The organism is Nesterenkonia sp. YGD6, assembly GCF_022565895.1.
Classification (GTDB): domain Bacteria; phylum Actinomycetota; class Actinomycetes; order Actinomycetales; family Micrococcaceae; genus Nesterenkonia.
Window position 1 is genome coordinate 401,509 of sequence record NZ_JAJOYY010000001.1, and the last position, 25,306, is coordinate 426,814.

The 25,306-nt window shown below is 68.9% G+C and carries 18 protein-coding genes and 1 pseudogene; 8 read left to right on the forward strand and 11 right to left on the reverse strand.

The features are described 5' to 3' along the window. The first annotated feature begins 23 nt into the window (after positions 1–23). Positions 24–272, forward strand: a complete 249-nt coding sequence (locus LTI14_RS01885; RefSeq protein WP_036474112.1) for a WhiB family transcriptional regulator — start codon at positions 24–26, stop codon at positions 270–272. A gap of 3 nt (positions 273–275) precedes the next feature. Here the strand turns inward: LTI14_RS01885 and LTI14_RS01890 are convergent, their stop codons facing one another. From LTI14_RS01890 to LTI14_RS01905, 4 genes are all read right to left on the reverse strand, one after another. Further along, positions 276–1,934, reverse strand: a complete 1,659-nt coding sequence (locus LTI14_RS01890) for a sensor histidine kinase (RefSeq protein ID WP_241463961.1) — start codon at positions 1,932–1,934, stop codon at positions 276–278. 51 nt (positions 1,935–1,985) lie between these two features. Further along, positions 1,986–6,818, reverse strand: a complete 4,833-nt coding sequence (locus LTI14_RS01895; protein WP_241463959.1) for an NAD-glutamate dehydrogenase — start codon at positions 6,816–6,818, stop codon at positions 1,986–1,988. 87 nt (positions 6,819–6,905) lie between these two features. Continuing rightward, on the reverse strand, positions 6,906–8,288 hold the full coding sequence (locus tag LTI14_RS01900; RefSeq protein WP_241475623.1) for an AAA family ATPase: 1,383 nt from the start codon (positions 8,286–8,288) through the stop codon (positions 6,906–6,908). Next, on the reverse strand, positions 8,289–9,050 hold the full coding sequence (locus LTI14_RS01905) for a hypothetical protein (RefSeq protein WP_241475625.1): 762 nt from the start codon (positions 9,048–9,050) through the stop codon (positions 8,289–8,291). 203 nt (positions 9,051–9,253) lie between these two features. Here LTI14_RS01905 and LTI14_RS01910 point away from each other — a divergent pair, with 203 nt between their 5' ends. Next, entirely contained in the window at positions 9,254–9,511 is a 258-nt protein-coding gene (locus LTI14_RS01910) for a helix-turn-helix domain-containing protein (protein ID WP_241464432.1), read from the forward strand. Here the strand turns inward: LTI14_RS01910 and LTI14_RS01915 are convergent. Then, positions 9,497–10,099: a hypothetical protein gene (locus tag LTI14_RS01915; RefSeq protein ID WP_241475627.1), complete on the reverse strand. Its 603-nt coding sequence runs from the start codon at positions 10,097–10,099 to the stop codon at positions 9,497–9,499. The genes LTI14_RS01910 and LTI14_RS01915 overlap by 15 nt on opposite strands. Before the next feature lie 145 nt (positions 10,100–10,244). Here LTI14_RS01915 and LTI14_RS01920 point away from each other — a divergent pair, with 145 nt between their 5' ends. Together LTI14_RS01920 and LTI14_RS01925 are read left to right on the forward strand one after the other, a co-directional pair. Further along, the gene (locus LTI14_RS01920; protein WP_241475629.1) at positions 10,245–11,096 is read left to right on the forward strand and encodes a LysM peptidoglycan-binding domain-containing protein; all 852 of its coding nucleotides are present in this window, start codon (positions 10,245–10,247) and stop codon (positions 11,094–11,096) included. Positions 11,097–11,262: 166 nt separating this feature from the next. After that, the gene (locus tag LTI14_RS01925; protein ID WP_241475637.1) at positions 11,263–11,889 is read left to right on the forward strand and encodes an Rv3235 family protein; all 627 of its coding nucleotides are present in this window, start codon (positions 11,263–11,265) and stop codon (positions 11,887–11,889) included. Between the two features lie 94 nt (positions 11,890–11,983). Here the strand turns inward: LTI14_RS01925 and secA are convergent. From secA to mtrA, 6 genes and pseudogenes are all read right to left on the reverse strand, one after another. Beyond that, positions 11,984–14,569: pseudogene (gene secA / locus LTI14_RS01930) on the reverse strand (preprotein translocase subunit SecA); the annotation flags it as partial. 253 nt (positions 14,570–14,822) lie between these two features. Continuing rightward, positions 14,823–15,512 carry a ribosome hibernation-promoting factor, HPF/YfiA family gene (hpf, locus tag LTI14_RS01935; RefSeq protein WP_241463949.1) on the reverse strand — a complete coding sequence of 230 codons (690 nt, stop codon included), beginning with the start codon at positions 15,510–15,512 and terminating at the stop codon, positions 14,823–14,825. 127 nt (positions 15,513–15,639) lie between these two features. Then, a complete protein-coding gene (locus tag LTI14_RS01940) occupies positions 15,640–16,548 on the reverse strand; it encodes a ComF family protein (protein ID WP_241475639.1) in 909 nt (302 codons plus the stop codon). 177 nt (positions 16,549–16,725) lie between these two features. Next, entirely contained in the window at positions 16,726–18,450 is a 1,725-nt protein-coding gene (locus LTI14_RS01945) for an LpqB family beta-propeller domain-containing protein (protein ID WP_241475641.1), read from the reverse strand. Beyond that, complete coding sequence (gene mtrB / locus LTI14_RS01950; RefSeq protein ID WP_241475646.1) at positions 18,447–20,216, reverse strand: MtrAB system histidine kinase MtrB; 1,770 nt, start codon at positions 20,214–20,216, stop codon at positions 18,447–18,449. The genes LTI14_RS01945 and mtrB overlap by 4 nt, the downstream gene beginning before the upstream one ends. 77 nt (positions 20,217–20,293) lie before the next feature. Further along, on the reverse strand, positions 20,294–20,983 hold the full coding sequence (gene mtrA / locus LTI14_RS01955) for an MtrAB system response regulator MtrA (RefSeq protein ID WP_036473691.1): 690 nt from the start codon (positions 20,981–20,983) through the stop codon (positions 20,294–20,296). A gap of 149 nt (positions 20,984–21,132) precedes the next feature. Between mtrA and LTI14_RS01960 the strand changes: the two genes are divergently transcribed. Genes LTI14_RS01960 through LTI14_RS01975 form a run of 4 tightly spaced genes read left to right on the forward strand, consistent with a single transcriptional unit; the run spans position 21,133 to position 25,258 of the window. Continuing rightward, entirely contained in the window at positions 21,133–22,335 is a 1,203-nt protein-coding gene (locus LTI14_RS01960; RefSeq protein ID WP_241475647.1) for a hypothetical protein, read from the forward strand. Next, complete coding sequence (locus LTI14_RS13200) at positions 22,316–22,951, forward strand: DUF4129 domain-containing protein (RefSeq protein WP_241470128.1); 636 nt, start codon at positions 22,316–22,318, stop codon at positions 22,949–22,951. The genes LTI14_RS01960 and LTI14_RS13200 overlap by 20 nt, the downstream gene beginning before the upstream one ends. Beyond that, positions 22,948–24,249: a DUF4350 domain-containing protein gene (locus LTI14_RS01970; protein WP_241475648.1), complete on the forward strand. Its 1,302-nt coding sequence runs from the start codon at positions 22,948–22,950 to the stop codon at positions 24,247–24,249. The genes LTI14_RS13200 and LTI14_RS01970 overlap by 4 nt, the downstream gene beginning before the upstream one ends. Next, positions 24,242–25,258, forward strand: coding sequence for an AAA family ATPase (locus LTI14_RS01975; protein WP_241470130.1), 1,017 nt, complete (start codon positions 24,242–24,244; stop codon positions 25,256–25,258). Before LTI14_RS01970 ends, LTI14_RS01975 begins: the two co-directional genes overlap by 8 nt. The last annotated feature ends 48 nt before the right edge of the window (positions 25,259–25,306 follow it).

Consider the following 25,306-nt stretch of genomic DNA (forward strand, 5'->3'; position numbering starts at 1 on the left):
GGCGCCCTAGGAGTAGTGATCCCATGGATTGGCGCAGCCGAGCAGCCTGCCTGGACAAGGACCCGGAGCTTTTCTTCCCCGTCGGCAACACCGGACCGGCCCTGCTGCAGATTGAAGAGGCCAAGAGCGTCTGCCGCAGGTGTCCAGTGATGGACACCTGCCTGCAGTGGGCGCTGGAGACCGGTCAGGACTCCGGAGTCTGGGGCGGCATGAGCGAGGACGAGCGCCGGGCGCTCAAGCGCCGGGCCGCACGCGCCCGCCGCGCCTCCTGAGTCTCACCCACCACTCTTCAACGACGCGGCGAGTATCGGTGCACGGAGCTTCACCCGTGTCCCGGTCCTCGCCGTTTCTGTGCCCGCCTGAGGTTCCGAGCCGACGGCGGTGCCGCCGTCGGACGCGTCGCTTGCGGTCTCCCATTCGATGGATCCGGAGAGCTCCCCGCGGACCAGGGTGCGCACGATCTGCAGCCCCAGCCCAGGTTCCCATTCCTGCTCCGGCAGTCCCACACCGTCGTCGGTGAGCTCCAGCTCCAGGCGCTGACGCCCGGCGGCGTCGGCATGGCGCTGCACGCTCATGCTCACGTGCAGCTCCCGGTGCGCCGGATCCGGGCCGAATCCGTGCTCCACCGCGTTGGCGACGATCTCGGTGATCACCAGCGCCAGCGGGGTGACCATATCGGGGGGCAGCTGCCCGAAGCTGCCTTCCAGCGCGGTGATCACCTGCCGGTCTGACTGGGCCATCTCGGCCGCCAGGTGCAGCTGGCGGCGCATCAGCTCATCGACGTCCACCGTCTCTTCCAGGCCCTTCGAGAGCGAGTCATGGACCATCGCGATGGTCTCCACCCGCCTCATGGCCCGGCGCAGACCCTCCCGGCCCTCCTGGGAGTCCATCCGCCTCGACTGCATCCGCAGCAGCGCCGAGACGGTCTGCAGGTTGTTCTTCACCCGATGGTGGATCTCCTTGATCGTGGCGTCCTTGCTCATCAGCTGCTTGTCGCGGCGACGCAGCTCGGTCACGTCGCGGCAGAGCACCAGCGCCGCAAAATGCTCGCCGCCACGAACCTCGCGGGCGCCGTTGCCTGACGAAGCGGCCGACGTCGCGCCGGAGCCGGGCGCCGGGCGGGAGGCCCGGTAGAGCGGGATCGAGCGCAGCGTCACCGCGGCGCCGTGGGCCTCCAGCTCGGCGCGCATCGCACGTCGGCCGGTGAGCATCATCGGCTGGGACTCATCGACCACCACTCCGGTGGCCCGCTGCAGCTCGGACCCGATGCCGGCCAGCGAGCGTCCCTCCAGGGTGTCGGAGACGCCCAGGCGCAGCAGCGCCGAGACCGCATTGGGCGAGGCGAAGGTGATCCGGCCCTCGGCGTCCAGTCGCAGCAGCCCGTCGCCCACCCGCGGGGCGCCGCCGTAGCCGGTGAACTCCTGGCTCGCATCGGGCCAGCGGCCCTCCGCCGCCATGACCAGCAGATCCTCGGCGCAGCGCCGATAGGTCAGCTCCAGCCGGGAGGGGCTGCGCATCGCGGCCACGGCGAAGTGCAGCGTGATCACCCCGACCGTGCGGCCGCGGTGCAGCAGCGGGATGGCCTGGACCCGCATCCTCGCCGGTGATGGCTGGCCCTGATCCGAGGAGTTCGTCTCCACCTGAGAGGTCCAGGCCCGCTCCACCATCGGCTTCAGGTCCGCGCGGATCCGATCCCCGACCACATCGCGGTGGATCAGGGTCTGCGTGGTCGAGGGCCGTGCCTGGGCCAGCGCGATGAAGGAGCGCTCCGCAGCGGAGAGGAACCCCTCCTCGGTGTGCGGGAACCACAGCACCACATCGGAGAACGCCAGATCCGAGATCAGCTGCCAGTCCCCCACCAGCGCGTGCAGCCACTCCACATCATCCTGGGAGAGGTGACGGTGTCCGACGAGCGGATCCTGGAAGACAGCCATATCAGGGCTCCTCGGTGCAGGCGGTGGTGGGAGAGACCAGACGACGACGGCTCACGAGTCGACCAGACCCCGCAGGTGCCGCAGCAGCACGGTCAGCGAGGCGATGTTGTCATCGGCCAGCGCGTCCACCTCGGCCACAAGCTTCTCGGCCCGTGCCAGCTTGGCGCCGTTGTCCTGCTTCCACTCCTCGAGCCGCTGTTCCGGTTCGGCCTCGGCGGAGGTGGCGCGCAGCACCGACGAGGCGATGTCCGCCATCGCGCCGTAGAGCTCGTCGCGCTGAGCTCCGCGGGCCAGGGCCTGCCACTTGTCCTGCCGGGGCAGGTTGGTGATCCGGTTCAGCAGCGAATCGGCGCTGAAGTCGGCATAGACCGCGTAGTAGACCCCGGCGACCTCGCGGGAGTCCAGCTCGAGGTCTCGGGCGAGGGTCGCGATGTCCAGCAGCGAGAAGGCCTCGAAGAGCTGGGAGACCCAGGTCGCCAGCTGCTCGGGCATCCCGGCCTCCAGCGCCTCGGCGTGGAGCCGCTCGACCCGTTCACGGTCGTCGCCGCGCAGGTAGCTGGTGAGCTCGCCGTAGAGCGGGGTGATGTGTTCGGAGTAGGTCTTCACGTCCTCGCGGACCGAGGTGCCGCGGCTGACGTGGTTGATGAACCAGCGCACCGCGCGGTCCAACAGCCGGCGCATGTCCCGGTAGGTGTTGGCCCAGGCGTCCCGGTCGAAGCTGACCGGCAGCTCCCGCATGGCTGCGTCGAAGTCCTCCAGCGCGAAGAGCTCACGCACCGCCACGAAGGAGCGCACCACCTGCTCCTCGGCGGCGAAGGTCTCCTCGATGGCACGAAAGACGAACGCGGCTCCGCCGACGTCGATCACATCATTGGCCACCACATTCGCGATGATCTCGCGGTGCAGCGGGTGGCGGACGAGGTGATCGGGGAAGCGCTCGCGCAGCGGGGCCGGGAAGTACTGCTCCAGGGTGACTCCGAACCAGTCGTCATCGGGGACCGAGTTCTCCACCAGAGCGGCCTTGAGCTGGATCTTCGCGTAGGCGGCCAGCACCGAGAGCTCCGGAGAGGTCAGGATCCGCTGTCCCGCCGCGGCGCGCTCGGCGAAGACCTCATCGGTGGGCAGCACCTCGAGCTCCCGGTCCAGGCCCACGGTGTCCTCCAGCCAGCTGATCAGCCGCTGAAAGCTCGGCGACCACTCCCCCACCCGGTGTCGGTCGGTCATCAGCAGCACGTTCTGGTCCCGGTTGGTCTCCAGAACATGGGCGGCCACGTCTTCGGTCATCGAGCTGAGCAGCTCGCTGCGCTCGTCCGCGTCGAGGTGACCCGACGCCACCAGCTGGTCGATCAGGATCTTGATGTTGACCTCATGGTCAGAGCAGTCCACCCCGGCGGAGTTGTCGATGGCGTCGGTGTTCAGCAGCACCCCGTTCTGGGCCGCCTCGATCCGGCCTGCCTGGGTGAACCCCAGGTTGCCGCCCTCGCCGACCACTCGTGCGCGCAGCGACCCGCCGTCGACCCTGATGGCGTTGTTGGCGCGGTCGCCGACCTGATCGTGGGTCTCGGTGGAGGCCTTCACGTAGGTCCCGATCCCGCCGTTGTAGACGAGGTCCACCGGCGCCTTCAGCAGCGCGTTGATCAGCTCCGGGGGCGTGAGCTGCGTCTGCCCCTCGGGCAGGTCGAAGCGGCGGCGCATCGGCTCGGTGACCTCGATGGTCTTCGCGGTCCGCGAGAAGACCCCGCCGCCCGCGGAGATCAGCTCCAGGTTGTACTCCCCCCAGCCGGAACGCTGGGCCGCGAAGAGCCGCTTACGCTCGGCGAAGCTGTCCGCGGCGTCGGGGTCCGGGTCGATGAAGATATGCAGGTGGTTGAACGCCGCGACGAGCCGGATGTGCTCGGAGAGCAGCATCCCGTTGCCGAAGACGTCACCCCCCATATCGCCGATGCCCATGACGGTGAACTCCTCGCGCTGGGTGTCCAGGCCGAGCTCGGAGAAGTGCGACTTCACCGATTCCCAGGCGCCCCGGGCGGTGATGCCCATGGCCTTGTGGTCATAGCCCACCGAACCGCCGGAGGCGAAGGCATCGCCGAGCCAGTGTCCGTACTCCTTGCTGATCGCGTTTGCGGTGTCGGAGAAGGTCGCCGTGCCCTTGTCGGCGGCGACGACGAGGTAGGCGTCGTCCCCGTCATGGCGGATGACCCGCTCGGGGTGGGTGATGACCATCTGCCCGTCGACTTCGCTCTGGTTGTCCGTGATGTCCAACAGGGCGCGGATGAAGATCTTGTAGGCCGCCTGGCCTGCCTCGGCCCACGCCGAACGGTCGACGCTGGGGTCCGGGAGCTGCTTGGGAAAGAAGCCTCCCTTGGCCCCGGAGGGCACGATCACCGCGTTCTTCGCCATCTGCGCCTTCACCAGACCCAGCACCTCGGTGCGGAAGTCCTCCCGCCGATCGGACCAGCGCAGACCGCCGCGGGCGACCTTGGCGAAGCGCAGGTGCACGCCTTCCACCTGGGGCGAGTAGACCCAGATCTCGTGGGCCGGGCGAGGTGCCGGTGCGGCGTCGATGGTCGCCGGGGTCAGCTTCAGCGAGAGCCAGTCGCGACCCTGGTAGAGGTTGGTGCGCTGGGTGGAGTCGATGAGGTTCAACAGGGCGCTGAGCACCCGGTCCGCGTCCAGCGTGCGGACCTGCTCCAGCGCCTCGACGACCCGCTCGCGCGCCGTCGCGCTCTGGGCCTCCCGGTCGCCTTCGAGATCGGGATCGAACCGGGCCTTGAAGTAGTCCACCAGTGCGGTGGCCATCTCGGGGTTCTGCAGCAGCGAGTCGGCCACGAAGCTGTAGGAGTTGGTGCTGCCGAGCTGGCGGTAGTACTTGGCATAGGCGCGCAGCACGGTGACGCTGCGGATGCTCAGGCCAAGCCGCAGCACCAGCTGGGAGAAGATGTCCGACTCTGCCCGACCCATCAGCACCTGCTGATAGGCCTCCTGCAGCAACCCGATGGTCGCGTCCACGTCGACCGACTCGGGATAGAACAGCCCCAGGTCGTAGAGGTGGAAGGTGGCACCGTCGGGACAGTCGAGCGTATAGGAGCGCTCGTCGAGCACCTCGAGCCCGAAGTCATCGATCACCGGCAGGGTGTCCGTCAGCGTCTTGGGCTCGGTGAGGTAGAGCTTCAGCCGCATGTCTGCCACACCGCTCTCCCCAGAGTGGTAGAAGCTCATCCGCGGCACAGCCTGACCTTCGGCGGCGGCTGACTCCAGGGCCTCGAACTGGGCGGCGTCGGCGAGCGCATCCTCGACCTCGTAGAGCACCCGGTAGTCGTCCGGGAACGCCTCGCCCCACCGTGCGGCGACGGCCTCGGCATGGGAGGAGGAGTATCGGCTCCGCGCCTCGGCGGCGATCCCCTCAGACCAGGAGCGCACCGCCCGAGCCAGCCGCTGCTCCAGCTCCTGCTGGGTGCCGGTGGGCTCAGCGGCGTCGTCGGCCAGGCGAAGCCGGAAGAAGACCCGGGCCAGCACCGAATCGGTGAGCCGGACGTTGAAGTCGATGGACTCCGCGTCGACATGCGCCAGCAGCTCCTGTTCGATGCGGAGGCGCACCGCCGTGTTGTACCGGTCCCTGGGGAGGTAGACCAGAGCCGTCATGAATCGGCCGTAGTGGTCCCGGCGCAGGAAGAGCTTGACCCGGCGACGCTCCTGAAGCTGCATGATCTGCCAGGCGGCCTCCTCGATCTCTTCGATCTCCATCTGCAGCAGCTCATTGCGCGGATAGGTCTCCAGGATCTGCATCAGGTCGTTGCCGGAATGCGAGTCCGGGGCGAAGCCGGAGCGGCGCAGCAGCTGTTCGGCGCGGGAGCGCAGCAGCGGGATGTTCACGATCGATTCGCTGTAGGCGCGCTCGCTGAACAGCCCGATGAACCGGCGCTCGCCCTTGACGGTGCCGTCCGCGTGGAAGGTCTTGACGGCCACGTAGTCCATGTAGGTGCGACGACGCACGGTGGAGCGCGAGTTGGCCTTGGTGATGACCAGGGCGCGGCGCTGCCCGGCGCGCTGCCGACCGGCGGCGGAGAGTTCGGTGGAGCGCCGGGTGATCGGCTTGCCGTTCTTGTCGGCGAGGATCCCGAGGCCGGTCCCGGTGACCGGATCCAGGTGCACCGACCCGTCGGGATAGTCGGCGAGCTCGTATTCTCGATAGCCCAGGAAGAGGAAGTTCCCGGCGCCCATCCACTCGAGCAGATCGGCCGACTCCTGGGACTCTGGGAGGTCGCTGGCCTCGCGCAGCGAACGACCGGCGGCCTGAGCCTGGGCGACCATCCGGTTCTGATCCCGGTGGCTGGCTTTGACGTCGATCAGGATCTTCTGGAGTCCGGCGACCAGGGTCTCCGCGTCCTCGGCAGAGATCACCCGATCGAGCTCGATGGTGATCCAGGATTCGATCTTGACCAGGTGCTGCTCATCGAAGACCGCGGTGAGGTTGGGCAGGGTCTGGGTGTCGCCTGAGGAGACCCCGCGGTGCTCGGACGGCAGGGACTTCACCGAGACCAGCTGGCCGGTGTCGGTGCTGCGGCTGCTCAGCAGGATCGGGTGGACCACCAACGAGATGCCGTGGCCGTGGCGGGTGACCTCTGCGGTGACCGAGTCCACCAGATAGGGCATGTCATCGGTGACGACCTGGACGAGGCTCTTGTCCCCGACGCGGGCCACCTGGACGACCGGGGAGGAGCCGGTCCGGGTCTCGGCGAGGTGCAGGTGTTCGCGCACCCGCTGATGCTGGCGGTCGGCGCTGACCTGGTGGCGATCCTCACTGGCGATGTGGGCGTAATACGCATCGGTCAATGTCTCAAGATCGGCGTCATTGCTGGTCCAAAGAATTGTCTCGGCGGGCATGTGTACTCTCACTCTTTCTGCAGATTTGGAGTACGCGTGGTCCCCCGCTCCGGAGCCGGAGACCGCGCGTTGCCTGTGCCGCTCAGCCTACCGTCTGCCCCGCCGGAACAGGCCTCGACGGCGCACCGAGAGATCGACGCCGGCGAGGCGGGCGATGCTGCGCCGCAGCGGTGAATTCGGGGCGGCCTCGGCGAGGACCTGCCCGGCCAGCAGGGAGGCATCACAGCCCGCCGCGTCCCAGGGCAGGAACGCGTGGATCTGGGCGGCGGGGCCGAGCCGGATCCAGGTCTGACTGAGCTGATCCCGTGGTGAGCGTCCGATCACCTCGCTGCGCACCTTGTTGATCACCACCTCGGGCTCGGCCAGCGTCGAGGACTCGACGGCGAGTTCCAGAGCCTCCACCGCCTTGACCAGTCGCGGGAAGCCCACCGGGTCAGCGGCCCCGACGGCGAGGATCCTGTCCGCGAGTCCCAGGCAGGTCAGGGTCGCGGCGTTGCGCTGCGGGGCGGTGGTGTCGAAGCTGAGCTCCTCGTCCTCCTCGACCGGGGCGGCGGCGTCGATGATCACATGCCCGTAGTGGTTGCGCACCAGTTCCAGCACCGCGGTGAGGCTGCGTTCGCGCAGCTCCGGCCAGCGCTGGGCCCGCGGCAGTCCGGAGAGCAGGCTGAGCCGTGCGCCGCTGATCTGCACGGAGATCGTCGCCGCGTCGAGCGCGGCAGAATCGAGCCTGCCCAGGTCAGCGGCCCGGCAGACCCTGGCCAGTCCGGCGGTCTCCTCCATCAGTCCCAGCTGCGCCACCAGCGAGGCGGCGATGGTGTCGGCGTCGATCAGCAGCACCGAGGCGCCCTGGATCGCGAGCTCGGCCGCGAGGTTGACCGCCACGGTGCTGCGACCGGGGCTGCCCGGGGCGCCCCAGACCACGGTGATTCCGGGTGGCGCATGGCCCAGCGTGGAGGGCGGCCCGCCGTCGTCGTGGTCTGTCGGGTCGTCTGTCTCCACGCCGCCGGGATGGACTCCAGCACCGTCGGCGGTCTGGAGCGTGCTGGGCCTCGCATCGGCAACGGCGGAGGGGCAGCCGCTGGTCGGACCCAGACCGGCGGCGGCGAACCCTGTGACGGTTCCGTCGCTGAGCTCTCGACCCTGCAGGGCCTGCGCCAACGCCGCCGGGCCGACCTCGTCAGTGAAGGTGGGCACCCCGAGCCGCTGCAGCCGGCTCCGTTCCTCCGCGACGTGTGAGACGACCACGACGTGCCTGCCGCCGGCCTGGAGCTCACCGAGCACCGTGGCGGTGAGCTGCTGGGTCTCCCCGATGACCAGCGCGGCATCGGCCCGACCGGCCCGGCAGACGGCGATCAGCTCTGGAAGGTCCGCGCAGCGTCGCTCGATCGTGACGGGACCGTGGAGGCCTTCGACGGCGGCGATGTGGTCCACGCTCAGCCGACCCATGGTCACCACGGCCCACCGACTCATCTAGGCCTCGTCCTCTGGCTCAGGACCTGTCTCTTGCTCCTGCTCTTGCTCGGCATCTGCCTCGGCTCCGGCCCCGGCCGGGACCACGGACAGGGTGGAGGCCGAACTGGTGGCGCCCAGCAGCGCGGGCAGCTCATCCGGCTCCACCAGCAGCTCCACGATGACGCGCTCCTGGGCGCCGAAGGTGCTGCTGGACTCGGTGATCACCGAGACCTGGGCCGCGGCGGCGATCTGCTCCACCCGGACCTCCTGCTGGGCCCCGGGCGCTCCGGCGTCGGCGGCCCAGACGTCGACGAGGCGTCCCGGCTCCACGCCGCGGGCGAGCGTGTGCTCCACCGCGATCGTCATCGCCTGCCGTCCCTGGGGGTCTTCCTCGGCAAGCGCGCGACGCGGGATCAGCTCGCCCTCATCTACCATGGCGATGAACTCGGCACCGTCCGGCAGGCCCCCGCTGACCGTCAGGTATGCCTCGGAAAGATCGTCGATCTGCACCTGGACCACGCGCAGATCCTCGGTGGCCAGCCGGTCACCCACGGTGAGCAGCCGGTCGGCGGCGTAGACCTCGGTGGTGTGATTCTGCGTGGTCATCAGCGCGATCACTCCGGAGACCGAGAGGGCCACGATGAGCACGCCTGCGAGGAGCCGGGGATCTCTCCAGCTGGGCCGGCGCAGGCGCTGCCCGGCGGGCACGGATCTGGGCGCCCCGGGCGTCTGCGGACGCGTCCGGGAGTCTGCGCTCGGCGGCGAATGGGGCTCAGGCATGGTGTCTCCCTGGCTGACGGCCCGCCAGCGCGGGCGCACAGGCTCAGCGTAGATACAGGCTCCTCAGAAGACAACGGGTGAAGCAGAACCTGTGCAGAAGGTTTGTGCCGCTGCCGCGTGGGAGAACTCGGATCCCGCCGCCATTGCATGGGAGAATGACGTGAAACGACATCAAACGACATGCGGAATCACGGAGGCTCATGATGCGACGGTTCTTGACCCTCCCCGATGTGGCTGAGGCGCTGAACATCTCGATGTCGCAGACTCGGGCCCTGATCAAGACCGGCGACCTGGAGGGAATCCAGATCGGAGGTCGCGGTCAGTGGCGGGTCGAGGAGGCGAAGCTCGATGAGTACATCGAGCGCCAGTACGCGGCCCAGCGCGCGGCCCGATCGGCTGAAGCTCCCGAGACTCCGGGCGCTTCAGCGATCGAGGACCGGTCGGGCTCAGCTCAGTCCTGAACGGGGCGAGAGCTGCTCGACGTCGGCGCTCTCGCTGCGGAACCAGGCCACCGCGTGAAGCGGGATGACGCGCGCTGATCGCGCTCCCCCGCCCTGACTGCCCCGGGGCAGCAGATCATCCCGCCTCGTCGGAGCGATCTCCACGAAATCCCGGCCTGCCGCGGCGATGAGGCCTGAGGCCAGCAGTCCCTGCGTCCCGAAGACGCTGACCAGTTCGCGGTCTCGAGCCAGTCGCCGCAGCGGCGCCGTGATGCTCAGTCGCCTTCGCGAGGCGCTGGGCTCGCTGCGAGCAGCCGCGCGGACCATGCCATCGACGGCCAGGATGCTGGTCAGCGGCACCAGGACGCTGTGCGGGAGCACAGCGCCGGCCAGCCAGTCCGCACCGACTGCGCCGACGCGCACCACGAGGCGCTGACCGCCCGAGATCTGCAGACCCAGCTCCCGCTCGCGGTGCGCCCGCAGGCGTTCGGCGAACTCGAGCCGAGAGGCTTCCAGCCTGGAGGCGTCCGCGGCCGCGGCAGTGAGCTCGGCGGTCTGCGCGGCCTCCAACTGGGTCTCGAGATCCTCGAACAGTGCATCCCAGCGCATATCGGTCCCATCTCCACGACCTGCTGTCTGGCCCTGAGAGTACACGATCCGCCGTCACCTCTATTGCAGAGCCGATGAGACTGTGTACACTCAAAAAATATCAAACAGCACTAAATAGCACTCATCACTGACCAGGATGGGCACCATGAGCATTCGCAGCCGAGATCTCGCCTCACCATCCTCGGTGAGGGCAGCCCCCGATGGCAGACTTCAGGATCTGCTGCTGAGCGCGGCGTTCATCGCCAGCGGCCCGGTCCTGTGGTGGTGCGGCGCCGCGATCCTCAGACATCAGCCCGATCTCTGGATGCAGTCCACCCAGCTCCGAGGTCTCCACGGCATCGAGGCGGCGGAGGCCCTGTTGGGACTGCTCGCTGCGGCATCGGGACTGCTCATCAGCCTCGGCGCGAGCATCGCAGTGCTGGCCGTGCTCACCCAGCAGATCGCCCGCCGGTGCGGCGCCTGGCGGATGGAACGGGTCCTCGCGCAGTTCAGCCCTGGATTCCTGCGGCGCAGCGCGGCGCTGGCCCTGGGCGCCGGGCTGGCTCTGACCACCGTGGCGGCGGATTCCTGGCCCCGGGCGACGACGACCGAGGCCGTCTCGGTGCTGGACGGCGGGGCGGCGGGTGACGCGGCGGGCGGGGATCCAGACTCCGCCCTGTTCGACACCACCGCACCACACGATGGTCCCAGCCCCGAACCTGACCGCGGCGCTCCATCACACCCGGAGGCACCCGACTCAGGACTGTTCGTCCCCGAGGCGCCGATCCACGATCGACTTCAGGGCCGGTCGCAGCGCCAGGAGTCGGAGCCCGAGCAGGTCGTGGTCCGGCTGGGGGATTCGCTGTGGGACATCGCCGCGGAGCACCTGGGACCTGACGCCACGGATTGGGAGATCGCCGCGAGCTGGCCCGAATGGTATGCGGTGAACCGGGCCCGCATCGGCGCCGACCCGGGCATCATCCTTCCGGGAACGATCCTGGACGTGCCGGACTCGTAGCACCCGGACCAGCCGCACCGCAGATCAGACGATCCGAGGACCAGCGACCGACGCACCAGCGACCCAAGAACCGACGACCCATACGGGAGAGATCATGTCAGTGAGCCCAGCCGGTCAAGAGCCCTCCTCTCAGCCAGGCCCCCGGGGCCCTGCGCGGGAGGATCCCATGGAGGCGCTGCGCGCCTTCCTCGACGCGGATCCGCAGCTTCGCGGGCGCACCACCGTCATCCCGGCCCCGGGATCTCCGCGGCACGACCCGGGACCGGTCGCGACGGCGGGCTATCGGCTCATTCGAGAAGATGAGGTCCCGGCGCTCATGCGGCGACTCCGCGGGGAGCGGGAGCCTGCGGGGAATCGTCGACCCCCGGGTGAGTCGCCCACCGCGCTTGCCACCTATCGGGAGGAGCGCCGGCAGATCTGCGCCATCTCCCGCATCGTCTGCCAGGTCACCACTGAGGTGCTTCTGGGCCTGCGCCCGGCCAGCCAGCTGCAGCGGTGGCTCGATCTCGAGGTGCAGCAGAAGGTGGTCGAACGCGCCGCGCTGCTCGCGGAGACCCGCCGGTCCTCGCGCCGTGAAGCGGCAGGCCGGGGAGACCGAGGCGCGGCCGGCTCCGCGGAGACGATCCCGCGACCCCAGCCGTTGACCTTCGGGCACCTGCGTGCGGAACGCATCACCCGGGGCGCATGGGAGGTCGCAGTGGTGTTCGCCGACGGCAGGCGCATCCGAGCCTGCGCCCTGCGGCTGGAGGCCCACCGGCGTCGATGGCGCGTGGTCGCGATGGAACTGGGCTGAGGTGGTCTCCGACCGCAGCCGGGGACGACCTCAGTCCAGGATTCAGCTCAAGGGATCCGCGTGGGGCTCAGCCCTGGGTCGCGGTGGTGTCCTGCAGACCGGGCACGCGCAGCCGCTTGCCGGCGGCGAACATCCGCCCGTCCTTGACCCCGGGAAGGTTCGGTGCGGCGGTCTCGGGAGCCTTCGCGGTGACTTCCGCGCTGAAGAGCAGCCGCACCGAGTCCTCGCGGACGCTGTCGGCCATGGTCTGGAAGAGCAGGAAGCCTTCACGCTGATATTCGACCAGCGGATCACGCTGGGCCATCGAGCGCAGCCCGATGCCCGACTTCAGGTAGTCCATCTCGTAGAGATGCTCCTGCCACTTCTCGTCGATCACGGTGAGCAGCACCCGACGCTCGAGCTGCCGGATCGCTGCCTCCCCGACCTCCTCAGCCTTGTTCTCGTAGGCGACCTTGGCGTCGGAGATGAGCTCACGCTTGAGCATCTTGACGTTGAGCTGATCGATGCCCCCGGCCTCTTCGACCAGGTCCTCGATGCTCAGCGACACCGGGTAGAGCGACTTCAGCTCTTCCCAGAGAGCCTCCAGGTCCCAATCCTCCGAGGAGGAGGAGGTGGTCTTCTCCTCGATCATCAGGCTCACCGCGTCTTCGATGAAATGTTGGACCTTCTCGTGGACGTCGTCGCCCTCGAGGATGCGGCGGCGGTCGGAGTAGATGGCCTGGCGCTGACGGTTCATGACGTCGTCGTACTTGAGCACGTTCTTGCGGGTCTCGGTGTTCTGACCCTCGCGCTGCTGCTGGGCGTTGGCGATCGCGGAGGACACGAACTTGTGCTCCACCGGGATCTCATCGTCCATGGCCTTGGAGTTCATGATGCGCGCGGCGGCGGCCTGGTTGAAGAGCCGCATCAGGTCATCGGTCAGGGAGATGTAGAACCGGGATTCGCCGGGGTCACCCTGACGTCCGGAGCGTCCGCGCAGCTGGTTGTCGATGCGTCGGGACTGGTGCCGCTCGGTGCCCAGCACGTAGAGCCCGCCCAGTTCGCGGACCTTGTCGCCGTCGGCCTTGGTCTCGGCCTTGGCGCGGTCGAAGACCTCGTCCCATTTCGCCTCGTAGGCCTCGGCGTCCTTCACCGGATCCAGGCCGAGCTTCTCCATCTCGCGGACGGCGTTGAACTCGGCGTTGCCGCCGAGCATGATGTCGGTGCCTCGACCGGCCATGTTCGTGGCCACGGTGACCGAACCCTTGCGGCCCGCCTGGGCGACGATGGTGGCCTCGTGCTCGTGGTTCTTCGCGTTGAGGACCTCATGGCGGATGCCGGCCTGGGCCAGCTTCTTGGAGAGGTACTCGGACTTCTCCACGGACTCGCTGCCCACCAGGATCGGCTGGCCCTTCTCGTGGCGTTCGACGATGTCTTTGATCACCGCGTCGAACTTCACCACCTCGTTCTTGTAGACGAGGTCGTTGTGGTCGGTGCGCTGGCGCTCACGGTTCGAGGGGATCGGGACGACGCCGAGCTTATAGGTCGACATGAACTCGCCGGCCTCGGTCTCGGCGGTGCCGGTCATGCCCGAGATCTTGTCGTAGCTGCGGAAGTAGTTCTGCAGCGTCACGGTGGCCCGGGTCTGGTTCTCCGGTTTGATCCGGACCTGCTCCTTGGCCTCGATGGCCTGGTGCAGGCCCTCGTTGTAGCGCCGGCCCTTGAGGATGCGTCCGGTGTGCTCATCGACGATGTGCACCTCGCCCTGGGAGACCACATAATCGGTGTCCTGGCGGTAGAGCTCCTTGGCCCGGATGGCATTGTTGAGGTACTGGATCAGCGTGGTGTTCTGGGTCTCATAGAGGTTCTCGATCCCGAGATAGTCCTCGACCTTGTCGATGCCGGACTCCAGGACGCCGACAGTGCGCTTCTTCTCATCGACCTCGTAGTCCTCGTCGATGTGCAGCTTCTTCACCAGCGTGGCGAAGTCGCTGTACCAGCGCGAGACATCGCCGGAGGCGGCTCCGGAGATGATCAGCGGGGTGCGCGCCTCATCGATGAGGATCGAGTCGATCTCATCGATGATGGCGTAGTGGTGCTCACGCTGGACCAGGTCATCCAGGGACTGCGCCATGTTGTCGCGCAGGAAGTCGAAGCCGAACTCGTTGTTCGTGCCGTAGGTGATGTCTGCGGCGTAGGCCTCGCGGCGCGCGGCCGGCTTCAGGTCATTGGTGATGGTGCCGACGTTGAGCCCGAGGAAGCGGTAGACGCGTCCCATCAGGTCCGCCTGGTACTTGGCCAGGTAGTCATTGACGGTGACCACGTGGACGCCCTTGCCGGTGAGCGCGTTGAGGTACGCCGGGGCGGTGGCGACCAGGGTCTTGCCCTCACCGGTGCCCATCTCGGCGATCTCACCCAGATGCAGCGCCGCTCCGCCCATCAGCTGCACGTCGTAGTGGCGCTGACCCAGCGTGCGGTCGGCCGCCTCGCGGACAGTGGCGAAGGCCTCGGGGAGCAGCGAGTTCAGTGACTCGCCGTCGCGCAGGCGCTCCCGGAAGCGTTCGGTCTCGGCGCGCAGCTCGGCGTCGCTGAGCTCCTTGAACTCGTCCTCCAGGAGGTTCACCGCATCCGCGTAGGAGCGCAGAGTCCTGAGGATCTTCTTGTCCCCGGTCTTGAGGATTCGTTCAAGCAGAGTGGGCACAGCCAGTTCTCCATCGGTGTCTACTGGTTCGGCGGAGACTCACGATAGGCATGAATCACCATCTGTCATTCTACGCGCTCCCCCCAGCAGCACCCGAACCCATGGCCCCAGGCTCCTCCCCCACACGGTTGAGGGGCGGATTCCGACGAGCATCTCAGCCCGTCTGGGCCAGGAACACTCGGAGAATCCGCCCCTCAACGCAGAAGGAGCCCCTCACGGAGGGGTGATGGGTGGGTGGTGCTGGTGGTGCGGGTCAGGAGGCCTGGTAGGCCAGTTCCTCGACCACCGGTTCACGCTGATCGCCGCCGTTCGGATCCAGCGAGATCACGCCATAGGTCCAGCCCCGGCGGCGGTAGACCGCGGAAGGCTGACCCGTCGCGGCGTCCACGAAGAGGTAGAAGTCATGCCCGACCAGTTCCATCGCATCCACGGCTGCGTCAACGCTGACCGGCTTGGCCGGGAAGACCTTGCGCCGGATCTTGATGCTGGACTCAGCCTCATCCTCGGTGGGCGGCACATCATCAGCCGCCTCCGCATCGAGGACCTGTTCGTAGAGCGGACGGTCGGTGGCTGCCGGCGGAACGCTCGCCATCGCGGCGGCGACGTCGGGGGCCCCGTTGTGGGAGGCGTGGGCGCGGGACTTCTTCTTGTCCAGGGTGCGTCGCAGCCGCTCGGTGAGCTTGTTCAGTGCGATCTCGAAGGCGGCGAACTTGTCCCCGGCCTGCGCTTCGGAACGAATGACCTTGCCACGGCCGATGACGGTCAGCTCGACGGTCATGCTGGTGTCGGCTCGGCGGTGGGAGTTTTCGCTGGAGACCTTGATCTCCAGGCGATGCCCCTTGTCGGTGAGCTGCTCGATCTTCTCGAGCTTCCCTTCGACGTGCTCCTTGAAGGCGGAGGGGATCGCGATATTTCGGCCAGTGAAGTTGACCTGCAGAGTCATTCTGTCCTCCTCGTATCCGATATCAGGCACAGCGGAGACGAGAACGTTCTTCCCCTCGCCGCTGCGATGGGACTGTGAGAAGTACCCATACCTCAGACTAGTTCCCCGGGGCGACCCACGTCACCATTTACGCCTCGGGCGAAGCTCTCACCAGCGAAGATCCCACTTCAGCCCCAGGTCCAGGGGTTGCCGCCAAGACTGCCGCACCGTGGATCCGGGCGCCGGCGGAGGTGAGCACCCGGTGCAGCTCCGCCAGCGTGGATCCGCTGGTGAGCACGTCGTCGACAAGCAGGACATCCGCCCCGGGGAGCAGGCGTCGACCTCGCGGGGTCAGCTCGAGGCTTCCCACCGAGCGACGGCGGCGGGCGCGCGCCCCGCGGGTCTTCTGCCGGCCCTGCCGGGGGCTCAGCGACCGCAGCGCCGCCGCCCGCGATTGGCACAGCAGCCCCGGAACCCGATGCGGTCGCAGCCCGGCCTGGCGCAGCTCCCGCGCGGAGACCGCGAGGGCACGGTCGAGCAGCACCTGCACCGGATCGAACCCGCGGGTCAGCTGGGAGCGCAACGACGACGGCGGGCTCACCAGCAGCCAGGGCCGTGACCCGGGCACCCCGGCCGCGGACTCCGGCGGCACACGCGCCGCCGCCAGGCGCAGAGCGCGTGCGAGCCCCGGTCCCAGCGCGGCACCCAGGCCGATGGCCCCGTGGTCCTTGAACGCGAGCACCGCTCGGGCCACCAGACCCGCGTAGCGACCGGCGGCGCTGACCGGCAGCACGGTGATCGCCTGTGCGTCCATCAGCAGCGGCAGAGCCATCGCCTGCTCCTCGGCCGCGAACGGCGCACGCGTCATCAGGCGGAGATCCTCGGCACAGAGCGCGCAGAGCACCAGGTCCTGCTCCGCGCAGCCGATGCACCACACCGGAGTGACGATCCCTGCCGCCGAGCTCAGCGCGGCCCTGACCGAAGCTCCGGTCGGACCGAACCAGACCCGATCCACGGTGCGACCGAGCTGCCCTGTGCGTTGACGCGTGGGATCCATCCTTCGATCATCTCGGCGCAGCGGCCCGCGGAGTCCGCGTCGGCTCAGCTGGGGAGAACCGGCTCACCGCGTCAGCGGTGCCCGGTGCTGGGGAGAATCGGCGACCCAGCGCACCAGCAGCCCAGCGGCCCAGCGCACCAGCAGATCAGCGACCCAGCAGATCAGAGACCCGGGGCCTCAGCCCGGGAACGCCAGATCCCGGACCTCGATCTCCTCCAGCGCCACCCAGGTGTCGCCGGAGAGATTCTGGAAGGGCACATCCACGGTCTCGGCGAAGACCTTCTGCTGGCCCTCCCCCACGGAGATGTTCAACAGCCCCAGCAGCGGGCTGTCCGCCCGGTTCGCGCCGGTCAGCGTGACCCGCTCCGGGGTCATGGTCTCCTCGTCGGAGCCTGCCCAGACGTAGAGCGCGTCGGGTCCCTGCCAGCGGACCTCCTCGAGCTCCACCGAGGTCTCCAGCCGCATCGGCTGCCCGAGTCCTCGCGGGATGCCGGTGGAATCGCGGATCACACCGGCCACGTAGAGGTCCCGTTCGCCGTCGTCGTCGAGGATCACCGCGGCCCTGGCCCCGTCCTGAGCGATGCGCAGCGAGGTGATCGTGCGGTTCTCCAGCCAGTCGGCGCTGACCTCCGCGCTGGAGGGCTCCAGGGACTCGTCATAGGCCAGGGCGTGGACCGTGGCGTCGTCGCCCTCCGCGGACGCGGTCCAGGTCCAGCCGTAGTTGTCCATCGATGGCCGGGTGAGGTTGGGGGCCTCGAGCACCGGGTCCTCGGCCCGCTCGGGGCGCAGGTGGTAGAGCTGATCGCCCTCGCCGTTGAGGAACGCGAAGACCTCCTCGGAGGAGGATCCCGGGACCGCCGGTGCCTGCGGGTCCAGGTCAGCGATGTCCGGCAGGCTTCCGATGGAGAGCGTGACCTGGTCGTTCTGTCGGCGCAATGTGTCGTTCTCGATGCCCACCTGGGTGGAGTCCACCTCTGGGGAGACCTCGATGCGCAGCCGGTCCTCCTCGGGCAGGTCCGCCTGCACCGGGATCTCCAGCTCGCGCTGGGCCACGGTGATCTCGACATCGTTGATCCGGGTGAGCGAGGTCAGCGCAAGGTCCAGCTGCTGCTGCATCAGGACCCGTTCGGCGGGATCGGCGTCCTCGACGCCGCCCGGGGAGAGGTCCACCGCGGCGGTGCTGTCATCGACCGGCACCGAGGCGCGCTCCAGCGTGACGTCGTCGCCGAAGGCTGAGATCACGGCGGGTTCCAGGTAGGGCGCCGGTCCGGCGAGCAGCGCGCTGACGATCTCTGAGGAGATGCCCGGCCGGTTGAGGAACCAGCGCTGATCCGGCACCGCGTAGCGCAGCTGTGGGTCGAAGTAGTAGAGGGTGTGGGCCTGGAAGGCCTGCTGGAACGAGCCGTCGATGAGCATGGTGCCGTCGGGGGCTTCGGTGATCCGCCACTCCCCCTCGACCTCCTCCACGGTGAAGTCCATGACTTCGGTGGAGTCCTCGGGCAGCCGGGTCAGGATCCCGGCCCCGTCCACCACGGAGTCCACCTGGAACGGGGCGCTCCAGGTGTCCTCTCCGGAGGCCAGCACCGGTGGTTCGGAGGAGTAGACGACGGTCCGCGCATCAGGGCGCCAGTCCCTGGCCGCCGCCGGGGACATGAACTGCCGTGCGATGGCGTAGTCGTCCTGGGCGCCGGCTCCGGCGCGGATGAATCCCGCGACGATCTGTTCTGCGGTCGCGCCGGTCTGCGGCGGCTGCGCCTGCGGGGCGTAGGTGAGGTCTTCGCCTGATTCCGGGGCGGAGGTCCCCACCGGCCCGTCGGTGGGCAGCAGCGGCGAGCAGGCGCTGAGCAAGAGCATCAGCGTGAGCAGCCCTGTGATCAGCGCGAGCAGTCGACGGCGGATCATGACTCACCCTTCCTCGGCTGGTAGAGCGCCTGTTCGTTGATCCGGTCATGCTGCGGCTCTTCTTCGGAGAGATCCTGGATGTTCTCGATGCGGTACCTGTCGGTGGCCCGGTAGACCGGAGGCAGCGCCATCGGCGAGGCGCGGTAGGGCACCGACTGTCGGCGCGGCAGCACCAGCCGGAAGCAGGAGCCCTGACCCTTCTGACCCCACGCGTCCAGGGCACCCTGGTGCAGCCGGGTGTCCTCAGTGGCGATCGAGAGGCCGAGCCCGGAGCCTCCGGTGGTGCGCGCCCGGGCCGGGTCGGCGCGCCAGAAGCGGTCAAAGACGTGGGCGACCTCGGAGGGGCTCATGCCGATCCCATGGTCTCGCACCGCGATGCCGACCGCGGTGGGGCTGGAGCAGACGATCACATCGACCGGGCGTGCCTCGGCGTGTTCGATCGCGTTGTTGATCAGGTTGCGCAGGATCCGGCTGATCCGTCGGGCGTCGACCTCGGCGAGGAAGTTCTCTCCCTGGACCACCAGGCCCAGCGGGGTGTTCGAGCTCTCCGCCAGCGGCTTGGAGCTGATCAGCACCTCCCGGACGAGGGCCAGGAGGTCGACCTCAGCAGTGGCCAGCTCGGCGGCGCCGGCGTCGAACCGAGACATCTCCAGCAGGTCCGAGAGCAGCGCCTGGAACCGTTCCACCTGGTGGTGGAGCAGCTCGGTGGAGCGTCGGTTGATCGGATCGAAGTCATCGCGCGACTCGTGCAGCACCTCGGCGGCCATGCGTACCGTGGTCAGCGGGGTGCGCAGCTCGTGGGAGACGTCGGAGACGAAGCGCTGCTGCATCTTGGAGAGGTTCGCCAGCTGCGTGATCTGCTCCTGCAGGTTCGAGGCCATCCGGTTGAAGGACAGGCCCAGTCGGGCGATCTCGTCCTCCCCGCGCACGGCCAGGCGCTGGTCCAGCTGACCGTCGGCGATCCGTTCCGAGACCTCGGCGGCCTGCGAGACCGGACGCACCACCGAGCGGGCGACCCAGGCGGCGATGGCCATGTTGATCAGCAGGATCGCGGCACCGGCGACGAGCATGGTGCGGAAGACGAAGGCGACGTTCTCCTGGACCGGGGAGAAGTCGTAGACGAAGTAGAGCGCATAGGGGTTGCCCTGCACGTCGACCTGAGTGCCGAACGCGATTCCGGGCGAATCATTGGTCCGGTTGGCGTTGAGCTGGACCGCCTGCCAGTACTGGCCGGTGCCCCCGGCGACGGCAGCGTTGAGCTCATCCGAGATCAGGCCCGGTGGGAGGCCCCCGGAGGTGATGCCGTCGACGTAGAGATTCTCTCCGCCCTCCAGCGGCAGCAGGATGACCTCGCGCTGGATCTGCGCGGTGGAGTCGTCCACGTCGTTGAGGATCGACTGGATGTCCTGCTGGGCCTCGGTCCGGCTGCTGGTGCTCAGTGCCGCGAAGCTGCTCCGGATCGCGTCCAGGCCATCGGCGGCCTCCAGCTCGGCCTGATCGAAGCGCTCCTGGAAGAGTCCGGAGGTGACCTGCTGCACCAGGAAGGCCGCCACGGCCATGGTGCTGATCATGGTGAGCAGGCCGGTGAAGAAGACCGCGCGGATCAGCAGCGAGCGCGCCCACAGCCGAGGCAGCCCGCTGATCTTCCGGGCGGTTCCGCCGAAGGTCCGCTTCTCGACGGCAACCTGCTCGCCGTCGGCGGCCTCGGTCGCCTTCGCGGCCGCGTCGATCTCCTCCTGCGGGTCCCGGACACGGTCCCGGACCACCGGGACGCTGCCGGTCGAGGTCGCCGAGGACCGTGAGGCAGCCTGATCTGCGGAGGGCTCAGCTTCACCAGGAATGACTACCCCTGCCCTCCGGCCTTGTAGCCGACGCCGCGCACGGTCTGCACGATCTCGGGGTTCTCCGGATCCTTCTCGATCTTTGAACGAAGTCGCTGCACGTGGACATTGACCAGTCGGGTGTCGGCCTGGTGGCGGTAGCCCCAGACCTCCTCCAGCAGCATCTCGCGGTTCCAGACCTGCCAGGGCTTCTTCGCCAGCGCGGTGAGCAGGTCGAACTCCAGCGGGGTCAGCGAGATCCGGTGCTCGCCGCGGCGGACCTCGTGACCGGCGACGTCGATGCTCAGGTCCCCGATGGTGAGGTTCTCTCCGTCCGGGCGCGCATTGTGGTCAGCCGGACGCAGTCGAGCCCGCACCCGGGCGACCAGCTCGGCGGGCTTGAAGGGCTTCGGCACGTAGTCATCGGCGCCGGCCTCGAGTCCGCGCACCACATCGGCGGTGTCGGACTTGGCGGTCAGCATGATCACCGGAGTGTCGGCCTCCTCGCGGATCTCGCGGCAGACCTCGATGCCGTCCTTGCCGGGCAGCATCAGATCGAGCAGGACCACGTCCGGCTTGGAGCTGTGGAAGGTCTCCAGGGCGTCTTCGCCGTTGAAGCAGAAGGTGGGCTCGAATCCCTCGTTGCGCAGCACAATGCCGATCATCTCCGCGAGCGCTTCGTCGTCGTCGACGACCAGGATTCTGGCTTTCATCTGCTCTCCATCCATAGGGGTCCTGCGGCGCAGAGCGTCTCGCGCGCGCAGATTTGGGCCCAGTTTCCAGGCGGCACCGCATTCAGGATATATGAGAGCGGTAGGCTGGGCGCAGAGGGCACTCGCGCAGACGCGCTTGAGGAGGGGCGATGATCCGGACAGCGGAGACACACCGTGATGCTCGGCCGCGGCCGGGCCTCGGTTCTGCGCCCTCACGCGCCACGCAGGAGCCCCCGCTGACCCCGGGCGCGGTCTTCCCGCTGCGCCGGATGGTCGCAGATGAGCTCTTCAGCGCCGCCGTGGCCGTGATCCGTCGATCTCCGAAGGCCGTGCTGGGCGTCCCCTTCCTCGCCGGGCTGGTGAACTTCGGGCTGACCCTGGTGATGATGCTGGTGCTGCCCTCGTCCTCCTATATGCGCATGCTCACCGACCCGGACGCCTTCGAGGACCCGGACCTGGCGCTGGGCGTGGCCACCGATGCCGCGTTCCTCTGGGTGACCTTTGCGAGCTCCGCGGTGACGTTCCTGGTCATCGCGGTGGCCACTGCCTATATGGTGCTGCCCACGCTGCGTGCCGCCTACGGCCTGCATACCGGGATGGGCCAGACCGTCCGGCTGCGGCTGGGCCGACTCGGTCCGACCGTGGTCAACCTGCTGGTGCTGGGGCTGATCCTCACCGTGGTGGCGCTGCCGGTGTTCTTCGTCGCGGTGCTGCTGCTGGTGATCACCCTGTTCTTCGGGGCCGTGGTGGTCCTGCCCGGGCTCTTTCTGGCGCTGTGCTGGGTCACTGCGGCGGTGATGTACGCCCCGCTGACCGTGGTGGTGGAGCGCATGGGTCCCTTCGCGGCCCTCGGACGGTCCTGGCGGCTGAACCGTGGACGCTGGTGGCGCAACATCGGGCTGGTCGCGCTGCTCTACGTGATCCTCGGACTGGTCTTCACGATCGCCTCGATGCCGCTGATCCTCGCCGTGGCCGCCTCGGAGCTGATCGAGAACAGCCTGACCACAGGCGGGGAGTGGGCCGGCTTCGCGGTTTTCGCGCTGACCGAGCTCTACGGCACGGTGCTCTCCACGCTGTTCATCGGGGTGGTGGGCACGGTGATCTCGTTGATGTACCTCAATGCCAGGATCCGGCAGGAGGCCCTGGACGTGACGCTGCTGGCTGCGGCCGATCCGGTGCGAGGCCCGCTGGCTCCGGCCGACCCGCATCAGGTGGGGCTGCCGGGGCAGGCGCAGCCGGCGGGGCCGGCGGAGCCTGCCCGGACCGGCGCCGATCGTCTGGTCCCCGGGTCGATCGAGCACCTCCAGGAACACTTCGCGGAGGTGAGCCTCGGTGCAGCCCGAACCCGATGAGGCCCGGCGGCTCCTCGAGCAGGAGCTCAGCGATCCGCGCTATCAGCGCGACGCGACCGGTCCGCTGCGCGAGGCCGCAGACCGCTTCTTCGGCTGGCTGGACCAGCTGAGCCTGAACCTGGGTCCGCTGAACCTGCCCCTGGGACCGGTGCTGCTGCTGGTGCTGCTGCTCGCCGCGGTGGTCCTGTGCATCGTGCTGGTGCGGCCCCGGCTGCAGCGCGGCACCGACTCTGCGGAGCTGCTCACCAGCCCCGCCGGCGTCACCGCGGAGCAGCTGCGCCGGCGCGCCGAGTCCCACGCCCAGGCCGGACGCTTCGACGAGGCCTGCCGGGAGCTCTTCCGTGCCGTGATCCGGGCCGCGGAGGAGTGCCAGGAGCTCACCGAGCAGGCAGGTCGCACCGCCACCGAGGCAGGCGCGGCGCTGGCGCGGGCGCACCCCGTCCAGGCGCAGCAGGCGATCCACGCGGCAGAGCTGTTCAACTATTCCCGCTACGGCGGCGGTGCGCTGCAGCGCACCGACTACGACTCCCTGCTCACCCTCCAGGAGCGGCTGCGGTCCTCTCCGGCCGAAACTCAGCAGCCTGAGCGCCTGCAGACTCAGGGGGCGCGGCGATGACGACGACGGCGACGCTCGGCTCCACCCTGCGCAGCGGGTTCCAGCGCTGGCAGTTCTGGCTGCTCCTGCTGGTCCTGGGCGTCCTCGCGGTGGCACTCGTCCGGTCGGTCAGCGACGAGGACCTGGATCGCTTCGGCCTGGGGAACACCTCGCTGGACGGGTACGCCGCGCTTTCCGAGGTGCTCGAGGACCGCGAGGTTCAGATCCACCCGGCCCCCTCCGCGGAGATCGCCCGCGAGCTGCTGACCGAGCATCCCGGGGCCCCGCTGGTGGTCCTCTCCACCGGCGACGTCCCCGACGACGCCTTCGTCGAGGGCCTGCGCGCACGCGGGGACCGACCCGTGGTGCTGCTCAGCGAGGGCTCCGAGCTGCTCAGCGCGCTGCACCCTGAGGGTCCGGAGCTCTACGCCGGAGCGCACCCGGGCGGTGGATCCGGCTCAGCCCTGGAGGCCGGCGCCCAGTGCCCGCTGGACGCCGCGGTGAACGCCGCCACGGTGCAGGCCCCGGGCGCGCTGTTCTACAGCGATGAACCGGGCTGCTTCACCGGATTCTCCGATGACGCCGGTGACGCGCAGATGCTGATCGAGACCGACGCCGGTGTGTTCTTCGGGGCGCCGGCGGCGTTCACCAACCAGAACATCACCGACGCCGGGCACGCGGCGCTGGCGCTGTGGCTCTTCGGCGCCGAGAACGACCTCATCTGGTACACCCCGATGGGCCTGGACACCCTCGATGACCAGCAGTGGGCCTCCCCCATGGACTTCCTCCCCGACTGGGTCACCCCGCTGGCCTGGTGGCTGCTGCTCTGCGTGCTGGTGATGATGCTCGTGCTCGGGCGGCGTCCCGGCCCGGTGGTGGGCGAACCGCTGCCGGTCCAGGTCCCCGCGGCCGAGACCGCCGAGGGGCGCGGCCGGATGTATCAGAGCGCCAACGCAGTGACCGCCTCGGCACAGACGCTGCGCAGCGCCCACCTGATCCGGCTGGCCCGGCTGCTCAGGCTCGGGGCCGCCCCGCGGGAGGCGAGCATCATCGACGCCGCCGCCCGGCAGGTCCGCCGCGACCCCGCCCAGCTGGGCGCGCTGCTCGCCCGGCAGCCGCGACGCAACTCAGACCTGGTCGCCTACGCCCAGGCGCTGGCGCAGCTGGAGGACGAGGTCCAGCGCGCCGCGCTGAGTCACCACCCCAGCGGTCGCCACACCAACGGTCAGCAGGACACCGGTCGCGGCTCCGGGCCGCGCAACGAACAAGACTCCACACACCTGAACCACCAGCAAGGGAAGAACACCAGCAATGACTGAACCGCATATCGCCGCCACGCAGAACCATCAGGCCCCGCACCAGCTCGGAGACCAGGCGGCGCACCAGCTGCGCGACAAGTTCCAACAGGTCCGCGGCGAGGTGGCCAAGGCGGTGGTCGGCCAGGACGCCGCGGTCACCAGCGTGCTGATCGGGCTGCTGGTCCGCGGCCATGTGCTCCTCGAAGGTGTGCCCGGGGTGGCCAAGACGCTGCTGGTCCGCGCGATCTCCGCCTCGCTGAGCCTGGACACCTCGCGGGTGCAGTTCACCCCGGACCTGATGCCCGGCGACGTCACCGGCTCGCTCGTCTATGACTCCAAGACTGGGGACTTCAGCTTCCGCGAAGGCCCGGTCTTCACCAACCTGCTGCTCGCCGATGAGATCAACCGCACCCCGCCCAAGACTCAGGCCTCGCTGCTCGAGGCCATGGAGGAACGCCAGGTCTCGGTGGACGGGATCAGCCGGGCGCTGCCCGATCCGTTCCTGGTCGCCGCCACCCAGAACCCGGTGGAGTATGAGGGCACCTACCCGCTGCCGGAGGCCCAGCTGGACCGGTTCCTGCTCAAGGTGCACCTGGACCTCCCCCACCGCGGAGAGGAGATTGAGGTCATCCGCCGCCACGCCGCCGGGTTCAACCCCTCCGACCTCGCCGGCGCCGGAGTCCGCGCCGTGGCCGGCGCCGAGGACGTCCTCGCCGCCCGCGCCCAGGTCCGCCAGGTCGCCATCGCCGGTGAGGTGCTCGCCTATATCGTCGACCTCGCCCGCGCCACCCGGGAGACCCCGAGCTTCCAGCTGGGCGTCTCCCCCCGTGGCGCCACCGCCCTGATGAACGCCGCCCGTGCCTGGGCCTGGCTCTCCGGACGCGACTTCATCACCCCCGACGACGTCAAGGCGCTGGCCCCGGCCTGTCTGCGGCACCGCGTCTCGCTGCGCCCGGAGGCGGCGATGGACGGGGTCAGCATCGACGACGTGCTGCAGTCCATCCTGGCCACCGTCCCGGTCCCGCGCTGAACGGCGGCCCGGACACGTGACCACCCCTGAGATGGCTGCTGAGTCCGC